The 11,111-nt window shown below is 71.6% G+C and carries 9 protein-coding genes; 2 read left to right on the top strand and 7 right to left on the bottom strand.

Annotation, left to right across the window (positions count from 1 at the left end; all coding sequences use genetic code 11):
• Nucleotides 1-3 precede the first annotated feature (3 nt).
• Nucleotides 4-636, top strand: coding sequence for an NUDIX hydrolase (locus ACWEF6_RS08135; protein ID WP_449682233.1), 633 nt, complete (start codon nt 4-6; stop codon nt 634-636).
• A 40-nt stretch (nt 637-676) separates the two neighbouring features.
• Nucleotides 677-1,393 (top strand): LON peptidase substrate-binding domain-containing protein, encoded by a 717-nt coding sequence (locus ACWEF6_RS08130; RefSeq protein WP_449682232.1) that lies wholly within the window; start codon nt 677-679, stop codon nt 1,391-1,393.
• 782 nt (nt 1,394-2,175) lie between these two features.
• Here the strand turns inward: ACWEF6_RS08130 and ACWEF6_RS08125 are convergent.
• The 7 genes from ACWEF6_RS08125 to ACWEF6_RS08095 form a co-directional block, all read right to left on the bottom strand.
• Nucleotides 2,176-3,204, bottom strand: a complete 1,029-nt coding sequence (locus ACWEF6_RS08125; protein ID WP_449682231.1) for a M48 family metallopeptidase — start codon at nt 3,202-3,204, stop codon at nt 2,176-2,178.
• 48 nt (nt 3,205-3,252) lie between these two features.
• Nucleotides 3,253-3,849 (bottom strand): DUF2567 domain-containing protein, encoded by a 597-nt coding sequence (locus ACWEF6_RS08120; RefSeq protein ID WP_449682230.1) that lies wholly within the window; start codon nt 3,847-3,849, stop codon nt 3,253-3,255.
• A gap of 369 nt (nt 3,850-4,218) precedes the next feature.
• Nucleotides 4,219-4,422, bottom strand: coding sequence for a biotin synthase auxiliary protein BsaP (bsaP, locus tag ACWEF6_RS08115; protein WP_396137001.1), 204 nt, complete (start codon nt 4,420-4,422; stop codon nt 4,219-4,221).
• The gene (gene bioB / locus ACWEF6_RS08110) at nt 4,409-5,422 is read right to left on the bottom strand and encodes a biotin synthase BioB (protein ID WP_449682229.1); all 1,014 of its coding nucleotides are present in this window, start codon (nt 5,420-5,422) and stop codon (nt 4,409-4,411) included. Before bioB ends, bsaP begins: the two co-directional genes overlap by 14 nt.
• Nucleotides 5,423-5,501: 79 nt before the next feature.
• The gene (gene bioD / locus ACWEF6_RS08105; protein ID WP_449682342.1) at nt 5,502-6,221 is read right to left on the bottom strand and encodes a dethiobiotin synthase; all 720 of its coding nucleotides are present in this window, start codon (nt 6,219-6,221) and stop codon (nt 5,502-5,504) included.
• 119 nt (nt 6,222-6,340) lie between these two features.
• Nucleotides 6,341-8,524 (bottom strand): SulP family inorganic anion transporter, encoded by a 2,184-nt coding sequence (locus ACWEF6_RS08100; RefSeq protein ID WP_449682228.1) that lies wholly within the window; start codon nt 8,522-8,524, stop codon nt 6,341-6,343.
• A gap of 307 nt (nt 8,525-8,831) precedes the next feature.
• Nucleotides 8,832-11,063, bottom strand: a complete 2,232-nt coding sequence (locus tag ACWEF6_RS08095) for a bifunctional SulP family inorganic anion transporter/carbonic anhydrase (RefSeq protein WP_449682227.1) — start codon at nt 11,061-11,063, stop codon at nt 8,832-8,834.
• Nucleotides 11,064-11,111 lie beyond the last annotated feature (48 nt).

Below are 11,111 nucleotides of genomic sequence, written 5' to 3'. Positions count from 1 at the left end.
CAAGTGCGCTCGGACACACTGCGGGTGCTGTTGTGGCGCCGGGCGCTGGACCCGCACCTCGGCCGCTGGTCGCTGCCGGGCGGGCGGCTGCGGCCGGACGAGGACGTCGAGACGTCGATCCGGCGCCAGCTCGCCGAGAAGGTGGATGTCCGCCAGCTCAAGCACGTCGAGCAGCTCGCGGTGTTCAGCGCGCCGGACCGCGTCCCGGGGCCGCGCGTGGTGGCGACGGCGTTCCTCGGTCTCGTCCCGTCCGACGTCGACCCGGAGGTGCCGGAGGACACGGAGTGGCACGACGTCGCTTCGCTGCCGCGGACGGCGTTCGACCACGAGGCGATCGTGCTGCGCGCCCGCGACCGGCTGCGTTCGAAGCTGTCGTACACCAACCTCGGCTTCGCGCTGGCGCCCGACGAGTTCACGATTTCGGCGTTGCGAGGCCTGTATTCGGCGGCGCTGGGTTACCGCGTCTCGGCGACCAACCTGCAGCGGGTGCTGTCCCGCCGCGGCCTGCTGGTCCCGACGGGTCACACGGCGGCACCGGGCCGCTCGGGCGGACGTCCGGCGGCGCTGTTCTCCTTCGCCGGCAAGGGCATGCAGATCACGGATCCGTTCGCGGTGTTCAAGCCGCCGAACCGGTGACCATCCTGCGCCGGAAGCGTTCTGCCCTTACGGTGGACGCGTGACCGAGCCGGAATCGGAAAGTGACGCGACGACGACGATCCTGCCGTTGTTCCCGCTTCAGACCGTGCTGCTGCCCGGCACCAAGCTTCCGCTGCACATCTTCGAACCGCGGTACCGGCAGCTCACGGCGGACCTGATGAGCGGAACGGTGCCGGGCCGCGAGTTCGGCGTGGTCGCCCTGCGCTCGTCCCTGACCCGCGAGGTCCGTGGTCTGGACCAGTTGCACGAGGTGGGCTGCAGCACGATCCTGCGCGAGGCCAAGCGCCTCCCGGACGGCCGGTTCGACGTGGTGACGCAGGCCCAGCGCCGCTTCCGCCTGCGCGAGCTGGACTGCGTGTCGGCCCCGTACCTGATCGCCTCGGTGGAGTGGCTCGACGACGACCCGGTCGCCCCGTCCGGAGACATGGCAGAGCGCTTGGCGACGGTGGCCCGCGCGGCCCACCAGAGGTATTGCGAAACGGCATGGCGCAGCGACGACTGGCAGGCCCCGGAACCGGAAACGACGATCGCCGAGCTGGCGTACGTGCTGGCGGCGGACTGCCTGCTGCCACTGGAGGACCGCCAGAGGCTGCTGGAGGAACGCCACCCGTTGCGCCGCCTGCGCATCGCGTGCCGGCTTTTGACGCGGGAGGCGGGGTTCTTGAACACGCTGGGCGCGGTGCCGCTGCCGCCCGGGGAGCTGACGGATCTGAGCCGGCCGGCCAGCTTGAACTGAGCCGGCTCTCGTTCTTGCGCAGGGTTTCGGCGAAGTCGGTCGCTGCTGCTGTGGTGGAAGGGTCTGCTGGCCGGTCTGCCCCACGGTGCAGCTGACTTGGGCGGGTGCGGGTCGGTTGGGGCGACGAGCTCGGTGCCCACCACCCCGAAGCCGTGATTGTCACTACGGCCGGTGGTACCGCGTCAAGGCGGGAAAGCGTGCCTTGACCCGGCACCACCGTCCGCGTGCTGGCTTCGGATCGGGGTGGCGGGGCAGGCCTGGGCGGGGGCAAGTCCGGGCGGTGAAGTACCTGGAGGACGCTCAGGCTTCGCCGGAGCCCAGCTAGAAAGGGCGGGCTACCCTCGGTGGCGGCAGGCGCGCCGTCGGTGTCTCGAATGAGTCAGTCGCACCCCTTCAAGAGCGCCAACAAGACCTCGCCGGGCCCCACCCGTTCCCTCGAAGCCGGTCGCTGCTGTGGTGGAGGCAGGTCCGTTGACTGGTCCCTGCCCAGAGGTGCAGCCGACTCGGGCGGTTCCCAGTGCTCACCACCCCGAAGCCACGATTGTCACTAAGGACGGTGGTGGCGGGGCAGGACTGGGCGGGGTGCAAGTCCGGCGTAAGCCTGCGGTCGAGACCGATGAGGCATCTGACCGAGCGCCCGCCTGACACGCCCCACCCATCCCTGGGGGCTGACCCCGGTCCAGTCTATCGGCCCCCACCCACGGAACCGGCGAAACTGCGGCGGACCGGCTCAGTTGTCCACACGCGGGCCGACTTGAGGACAACCGTCCCGGCAGCGGTGGTCAGGAGCCGGAGCCGTTGCCGAACTTGTTCCACACCTTGCCCGCCGCGCCCGAAACCGCTTCGCCGACGTCGCTGAACACCTTTGTCAGGGGGTCCGTCGATGAGTTCCACGATTCCTTGTACGACTGGGCCGCCGACTTCAAGTCGTCCTTCCAGTCCGATGCCGGGGTGTCGGCGTCGCGGCGTGCGTAGTCGCCCGCCAGGATTGCGCGGTAGTCCTCCGAGGCCGCCCACTTCTGCAGCTGCGCCGCGCGGACCACCGCGAACGGGTGCGACTCCGTCTCGACCGACTTGAGCTTGAGGAAACTGTCGCGGATGTCCTCGACCGACTCGTACTCCGCCGCCTGCTGCAGGAACGAAGGGACGTCGATGCGGGCCGGGTCGATGCCGCCCGCCACCTGGATCTGGGCGCGCAGGGCCGCCGTCGGATTCTGGCTGCACAGCAACCCCGCCCGGTCGCACGACAGCTCCGCCTTGCGGAACCACTCGCGCAGCGCCGCGATGATCGCGCGGATGCCGATCGCGCTGACCGGCGTCCACGACACCGCCGGCTGCAGCCCGATCAGCCGCACCATGATCGTGCGGTAGACCGCGTGCCCGGACAGCACGTGACCCATCTCGTGGCCGATCACGAACCGCAGGGACTCCTGGTTCATCAGCTCGACGAGCCCGGTGCTGACCCGGAGGAACGGCTCGTCCATGCCGACCGCCTCCGCGCGGATCCGCGGGTTCTGGAAGACGAACAGGTTCGGAACCGTGAGCAGGTCCAGCGTCTCGGCGCACTCGTGGCGCAGCCGGTCGAGCTCCGGGTACTGCTTCGGCCCGACGCGGATCGACGACGCCAGCGCCATCAGCCGCTCGCCGCGCTCGTTGTAGAAGCCCGAAACCGCCTTGACGACCTGGGCGAAGCCGGGGACCGCGCGCAACGTGGCGAGCGCGCCGCGGTCCACCGGGTGCTCGTATGCGCGCGGGCTGATGCCGGGAAAACGGACAGCGTTGTGCCGCGAAACCTCGATGTCCTCGGTCACTGTTGGTTCCCCCCTGTAGGTGACGGTCACCACCTTAGGGGAAACCGGTCAGCCGAGGCGGCGGCCCAGGTCGTCGCGCCCGTTCCAGGTGGCCAGCAGGGTGTAGGCGATCGACACGCCGAGCGGGCCGGTCAGCAGCACCCACCACGACTCCAGGCGCGGCGCCAGCTCGATCACCGCGCCCAGCGCGGGCGGGGTGGTGATCGTGTAGTGGCCGTTGGCCATCCGGAGGCCGATCCACATCGCCAGCGCGCTCGTGACCGCGACGCCGAGCACCGCGGCGAGGAACACCACCGGCCCGCGCCGCTCGCGCAGCAGCCAGACGACGACGCCGGCGACGATCCCGAAGCCGAGCGTGAGGAACCCGAAGATCGCCAGGTCGTCGAAGCGGTGCCAGCTCTCGAGTTCGAGCGCGCCCTGGGCGCCGTCGGCCGAGATGATCCGGACGCGCTCGGGCGGCGCGAGCAGGGACCACAGGAAGCCGATCGGGAAGCTGAACACGGTCAGCGCGAGCAGGACGCTCAGTGCGGGCAGCAGGTCCGCCTTGACCACGACCCGGGGCCGCCGCTCCCGGAACAGCACGGGCACCGACCACGGACCGGGCACGGCCGACGGCCGGTGCGCGGGCCCCGACGACTCACTCACCCGGACTCCTTCCTGCGACAGTGCCACCGAGCGTAACCGGTCGATGCGTGAGCGCCGTGAGCCGCTCGCCCGTGTCGGGCCGGGTGTTGTGAACGATCTGGTTAGTTACGCCGCGACCGCCGCGAAGCTGTGAACGATCTGGTTAGTTAGGCAGCGACGGGCGCCGGACCGTGAACGACCTGGTTCGTCACCGTGCGCCGCCCGAGCTCAGTGAACGATCTGGTTAGTTACGCAAGCCACATCCACCGAGGCAATGAACGGCCTGGTTAGTTACCCAGGCCGCGCCCGCCGAAGCAATGAACGATCCAGTTCGTTACCCACGCGCCACCCCGGAAGCGATGAACGAACCGGTTCGTCACCCGAGCCGCGTCAGCCGCTTGCCGTCTCGCCGTGGCGGCTGCAGCGGGCCGTCCAGCCGAGCGGGCTCACCTGGACCACCAGCCGGCGCGCGCAGAACGTGCAGTACCGCGGCGGCTCCAGTGCCGTCCTCGGGTTGTGGCACGCCGGGTGGTCCGCCCCACCCGGCGACTCCTGTCCACAATGGACACAAAACAGCGCGTCAGAGGCTGTCACTGAGGGCCTTGATCGGCATCTTGAGCTCGTCCAGCATCTCCAGGTCCGCCGAAGCCGGCCGGCCGAGGTTCGTCAGGTAGTTGCCGACGATGATCGCGTTGATCCCGCCCAGCATGCCCTGCTCCGCGCCCAGGTCACCGAGCGTCAGCTCGCGGCCGCCCGCGAAGCGGAGCATCGTGCGCGGCATCGCGAGGCGGAACGCCGCAACCGTCCGGAGCGCGTCGCGGCCCTCGACGATTTCGTAGTGCTCGTACGGGGTTCCCGGCTGCGGGATGAGGAAGTTCATCGGCACTTCGTGCGGGTTCAGCTCGGCCAGCTGCACGGCGAACTCCGCGCGCTGCTCGACCGTCTCCCCCATGCCGATGATGCCGCCACAGCAGACCTCCATGCCCGCCTCGGCGACCATCCGCAGGGTGTCCCAGCGCTCTTCCCACGTGTGCGTCGTGACCACCGACGGGAAGTGCGAGCGCGCCGTCTCCAGGTTGTGGTTGTAGCGGTGGACACCCATGTCGACGAGCTCGTCGACCTGCTCCTGCGTCAGCATGCCCAGCGAGCAGGCGATCTGGATGTCGTTGCCGTCCTCGCGGATGGCACGCACGCCTTCGCGGACCTGCGAGAGCAGCCGCTGGTCCGGGCCGCGGACGGCGGCGACGATGCAGAACTCCGTCGCGCCGGTCTCAGCGGTCTGCCGGGCGGCCTTGACCAGGTTGGGGATGTCGAGCCACGCCGACCGCACCGGCGTCGGGAAGCGGCCGGACTGGGAGCAGAAGTGGCAGTCCTCGGGGCAGCCACCGGTCTTCAGGCTGATGATGCCCTCGACCTCGACCTCCGGCCCGCACCAGCGCATCCGCACCTCGTGCGCGAGGGCGAGGAGGTCGGGCAGCCGCTCGTCGGGCAGCCGGAGCACGTCGAGGACCTGCTGTTCGCCGAGGCCGACGCCGTTTTCGAGGACCTGCTCACGCGCGAGGGCGAGAACGTCGGTGTCCGGGACTGCGGTCACGGCGGCTCCTTGATCGAGGTGGTGCGGGAAAGCGTCCCTCATCGTGCCCGAAGGGGCCACGAGGGGACAGCGATGCAGGTCACTTCCCGGCGGAAGCGCAGCCCGCGAAGAGCTCCGGGTCGAATTCGCCGCCGAACCACGGCGAGAGGCCGGCCCGGGCCGCGGTCAGGAAGTCCTCGCGGGACGCCTGGCCGATGCCGGCGGGCAGCACGCCGAGCAGCGGCGCCCCCGCCGCGACCGGCAGGTCTTCGAGGTTGGACAGCGCCGCCAGGTCCGGTTCGGCCGGCCAGGCGCCGATGATGACGCCGGCGACGGTCAGCCCGCGCTTGGTCGCCACCTCGGCCGTGAGCGCGGTGGCGTTCAGGGTCCCGAGGCTGGCTTCGGCCACGATGATCACGAGCGAGCCGAGCGACCAGGCGACGTCGGCGAGGCTGGCGCCGGTGCCGTCGAAGCGCACCAGCAGCCCGCCGGCGCCCTCGATGAGGGTGAGGTCGTGCGCGGTGTCGAGGTCGGACGCGGCCTGGGCGATCTCGCCGGGGTCGAGCGTGGGCAGGCCGCTGCGCCGGGCGGCCGCCTCGGGGGAGAGCGGATCCGGGTAGCGGCGCAGCTCGCGCGTGGTGACGTCCGGCCCGGCGAGGCGCCGGACGTCCTGGAGGTCACCGGGCTCGTCGGGCCGCACCCCGGTCTGGGCCGGCTTCAGCACGGCCACCCGCTGTCCCCCGGCCGCCGCCAGGGCCGCGATCGCCGCCGTGGTGATCGTCTTGCCGACCCCGGTCCCGGTCCCCGTCATCACCAGCATGGTCACGGACCATCAACATAGTGACTCCGTGCCCGGTCGCGCACGCGGGCCGTGGTCAGCGGGTCGCCGCGAGCCGGGCCCGCGGGCTGCGGACCCGGCTCGGACTCGGGCAACGGCGGTCAGGCGCCCGGCACCGCCACCGGGGCCCCGGCCGGGCGGAACGTCCGCTCGGCCGCGTCGAACAGGTACACCTGGGCGTCGCCGACGTGGAAGTACATGCCGGTCAGCTGCAGCTTCCCGGCCGATTCCGCCGCCGCCACGGACGGGTACTCGCGCAGGTGCTCCAGCTGCTGCAGCACGTTGTGCAGCGCCAGGCGGTCACCCTTGCGATCCGGGACACCGCCGTCGAGCGTGGCCGAGCCCAGCCGGTGCGCGCTCGGCTCCGCGTGGCGCAGCCAGTCCGACAGCGGCCCCGGCGGCGGGCCGTCGGCCAGCGCCGCCATCGCGCCGCAGGAGGAATGGCCGCAGACGACGATCTCCGCCACCCCGAGCACGCCCACCGCGTACTCGATCGACGCGTTCATCGACGCGTCGGCCTGCCCGGGCGGGACCAGGTTGCCGATGTTGCGGATGGTGAACAGGTCGCCCGGCCCGCTCGTCGTGATCAGGTTCGGCACGATCCGCGAGTCGCCGCAGGTGATGAACAGCGTGCGCGGCCGCTGGCCGTCGGCCAGGCCCGACAGCGTGTCGCGCAGCAGCGGGGCCGCGCGGCGGTGGAACTCCGTGGCGCCGCGGCGGGTCTGCTGGGCCGGGATCTCGACCGCTTCCGCCGCCTGCCACTCCGACCACGGTGCCAGCCAGCGCGGGACCGCCCGGCTCGCGGCGATCCGGGACCGCGTCGGGCGGCCCGCCTTGCCTTCGCCGAACCAGGGGTGGCCGACCTCGTCGACCTCCACCGTGCCGCCGGCGCGCTCGTGCGCCGTCTGCCAGGTGTGCAGGCTTTCGAATGCCGCGTGGTCCAGGTAGTCGACGACCAGCTCGAGCCGGACGGTGACCCCGGCCGGGACGGTCCCGAGCACCTTCGACAGCCGCGGCACCGACAGGAACGTCAGGACGCCTTCGACGACGACGCGCCAGTCGTCGCCTTCGCGCTCGACGTGAATGCCCGACCAGACCGTGCGGCGCAGCATCAGCACCAGCGCCAGCCCGATGCCCGCCAGCACGCCGGTCAGCAGGTCGAACACCACGACCCCGCCGAGGGTGAGCAGGTAGACGGGCAGATCACCGTGGGCCAGCACGGTTTTCATGTGCCCGGGGTTGACCAGCTTCGCGCCGACGTGCACCAGCAGCCCGGCCAGCGCGGCCAGCGGGATGCTCTGGATCAGCCCGGCGAGCAGGACGACGAACAGCAGCACCCAGACGCCGTGCAGCACCGCCGACGCCCGGGACTTCGCCCCGGCGGTGACGTTGGTGGAGCTGCGGACGATGACACCGGTGACGGGCAGGCCGCCCAGCGCGCCGGAGATCATGTTGGCCGTGCCCTGCCCGACCAGCTCGCGGTCGAGGTTGGCGCGCGGCCCGGTGTGCATCTTGTCGACGGCGACCGCCGAGAGCAGGCTCTCCACGCTGGCGATCAGCGCGATCGTGACGACGGCGAGGGCGAACCCGCCCCAGCCGCCGTCCGGCAGCTGCGGAACGAGGTGGATGTTCAGCAGGTCACCGGGCAGTTCGACGCGCGGGAGCGTCATCCCGAACCCGACGGACACCACGGTGGCCACCGCGATCGCGGCGAGCGGGCCCGGCACCTTGCGGACGGCTTCCGGCAGCTTCGGCCAGATCAGCAGCAGCGCGATGGTGATCAGGCCGACGATGGTGGCCGAGTCGTGGTGGGCGACGATCTGGGCGGGCAGCTCGGCGATGTTCTCGATCGCGGAGCTCTGGGCCTTGCCGCCGAGGATGACGTGCAGCTGGCCGAGCACGATCGTGACGCCGATGCCGGCCAGCATGCCGTGCACGATCGCCGGCGAGATGGCCAGCGCGGCGCGCGCGATGCGGCTCAGCCCCAGCAGGACTTGGCACGCACCGGCGAGAACGGTGATCGCACAGGTGACCGCCCACCCGAACGTCTGGATGGTTTCGTACATCACCACGGTCAGGCCGGCGGCGGGCCCGCTCACCTGCAGGGCGGAGCCGCCGAGCGCGCCGGCGACGATGCCGCCGACGACGGCGGCGATCAGCCCGGCGGCGACCGGGGCGCCCGAAGCGAGGGCGATGCCGAGGGACAGGGGGACAGCTACGAGGAAGACGACCAGTGAGGCCGGCAGGTCGTGTCGGAGCACGGCGAGGGGTCTCATGATCACCATGCAACCGGAAATCGAGTGAAATGTCCGCTATGCACCACCCGATCGAGTGAAGGATTGGCGATATTTCACCCTTTTGTCACAAATCGGACATCCCGTTAACGCCACGGTAACACGCGGCAGCCTGTCGCCCGACAGATAAATTCCGGACCAGATAAGGGCTTCACGCCAGTTCCCATGCGCCCCAATGTGGCGTTCGGTGCGTCCAGCGCACCCAATGTGGCGTTCGGTGCGTCCAGCGCACCCAATGTGGCGTTCGGTGCGTCCAGCGCACCCAACGCCACATTGGGGCGCTCGGGGCGGGCTGCGGTCAGTGCTCCAGCGCGCCCGCGGGGACGAACCCGCGGGCGGCATCGTCCAAAAGGGACACTTGTGCGGCGCCGACGTCGAAGTACATCCCGGTCAGCCGCAGCGCGCCCCGCTCCAGGGCGGCCGCGACCACCGGGTAGCCGCGCAGGGTTTCCAGCTGCTGCACGACGTTCTGCAGCGCCAGCTGGTCGGCCTCGGCGGCCGGCCGTTCGCCGCCGAGCAGGAGCGGTGCCTCGCGGCTGCGGCGCCGGAGCGTCGCCTGACCGTGGCGCAGCCAGCTGCCGAGCTGGTCGAGACCGTCCGGCGCCCGGCCGAGCAGCGCCTTCATCGCGCCGCAGGAGGAATGCCCGCAGACCACGATCTCGGCGACCTCCAGGACGCCGACGGCGTACTCGATCGCCGCGCCGACCGACGAGTCGGTGCCGTCTGCCGGCGGCACCAGGTTGCCGATGTTCCGCACGGTGAACAGGTCACCCGGCCCGCTGGTGGTGATCAGGTTGGGCACGATCCGCGCGTCGCCGCAGGTGATGAACAGCGTGTGCGGCTGCTGGCCGTGCGCCAGGCCGTCCCACGTCTCGCGCAGCAGGGGCGCGGTGCGGCGCTGGAACTCGGAGGCGCCGCGGCACAGCAGCGAGCTGGCCGTGCGCTGGGCGGGCAGCACGACGTGCTCGGCCTGCCACTGCGACCACGGCGCCAGCCACCGCGGCACGACCCGCGCGGCGACGCTGCGGCGCACGGTCGGCTCCCCCGCGCGGCCGCGTTCGAACCACGGGTGCCCGATCTCGTCGACGGTGACCCGCCCCGGGTGCGCCTGCTGCCAGCCGCGCAGGCAGTCGAACGCGGCGTGGTCGAGGTAGTCGACGAGCAGTTCGAGGGTGACGTCGGCGTGCGGGGGCAGCTCGGCGAGCACGCGGGTCAGCCGGGGCACGGACAGGAACGTCAGCGCCCCTTCGATGACGACGCGGTGGCGCTCGCCGTCCGTCTCGACGTGGATGCCGGAGAAGATCATCCGCCGCAGCATCATCGCGAGCGCGAGCAGGATTCCCGCCGCGACCCCGGTGAGCAGGTTGACGGCCACCGCGCCGGCCAGCGTCACGACGTACACCGGCAGGTCGCCGTGGCGGCGGACTTCCTTGAGACCGTGGAGGTTCACGAGCTTCAAGCCGACGTAGACCAGCAGCGCGGCCAGCGCGGCCAGCGGGATCAGCCGCAGGACGCCGGTGAGCAGGAGGCAGGCGGCGAGGATCCAGACGCAGTGCAGGATCGCCGACGCGCGGGTGCGCGCGCCGGCCTCGTAGTTGGTCATGCTGCGCACGATGACGCCGGTGACGGGGAACCCGCCGAGCGCGCCGGCGGCGACGTTCGCCGCGCCCTGCCCGATGAGTTCGCGGTCGAGGTCGGTGCGCGGGCCGCCGCGGAGCTTGTCGACCGAGACGGCGGACAGCAGGCTCTCCAGGCCGGCGATGAGCGCGATGGTGACCGCGGCGACGGCGAAGCCGCCCCAGCCGCCGTCCGGCAGCCGCGGCACGACGTGCAGCGCGGGCAGCCCGGCCGGGAGGTCGACGCGCGGGAGGGTCATCCCGGCCGCGACGGACAGGCCGGCGGCCAGCGTGACGGCGGCCAGTGGCGCGGGCACGCGGCGGACGGCCTTCGGCAGCCGCGGCCAGGCCAGCAGGACGCCGAGGGTGACGACGCCGATCAGCACCGCCTGGTCGTGGTGCGCGGCGACCTGTCCCGGCAGCGCCAGGACGTTGGCGAGCGCGGAACCCTGCGCCGAGCCGCCGAGGACGACGTGCAGCTGGCCGAGGACCAGCGTGACGCCGATGCCGGCGAGCAGGCCGTGCACGATCGCCGGCGAGACGGCGAGCGCGGCGCGGGCGGCCCGGGTGAGGCCGAAGAGGATCTGGAGCAGGCCCGCGGCGACGGTGATCGCGCAGGTGACGGGCCAGCCGTGGGTGGCGATCGTGTCGGCCAGCACCACGGTGAGGGCGGCGGAGGGCCCGCTGACCTGCAGCGGCGATCCGCCGAAGAGGCTCGCGACCAGCCCGCCGACGACGGCGGAGATCAGGCCGGAGAGCAGCGGCGCCCCGGCGGCGAAGGCCACGCCGAGGGACAGGGGGACGGCGACGAGGAAGACGACGATCGACGCGAGGACGTCGTGCTTGAGGTTCTCCAGGTGGGCGGAAGGCTTCGGGGGTCCGGTGTCGTGTTCGCCACGAACGATCTCGATCATGGGGGCAGGATCGCCGAAACCGCGCGAAAAGTCCGCTACGCAAGCATT

Source organism: Amycolatopsis sp. NPDC004772, from assembly GCF_053601215.1.
Note: the sequence above shows the minus strand (reverse complement) of the source record. Positions and strands in the feature narration are given on the sequence as shown.

Excerpts from the sequence above, each read along its gene's own strand:
- ACWEF6_RS08100 (WP_449682228.1), bottom strand. The coding sequence starts at position 8,524 with ATGGTGATCATGAGACCCCTCGCCGTGCTCCGACACGACCTGCCGGCC.
- bioD (WP_449682342.1), bottom strand. The coding sequence starts at position 6,221 with ATGCTGGTGATGACGGGGACCGGGACCGGGGTCGGCAAGACGATCACC.
- ACWEF6_RS08095 (WP_449682227.1), bottom strand. The coding sequence starts at position 11,063 with ATGATCGAGATCGTTCGTGGCGAACACGACACCGGACCCCCGAAGCCT.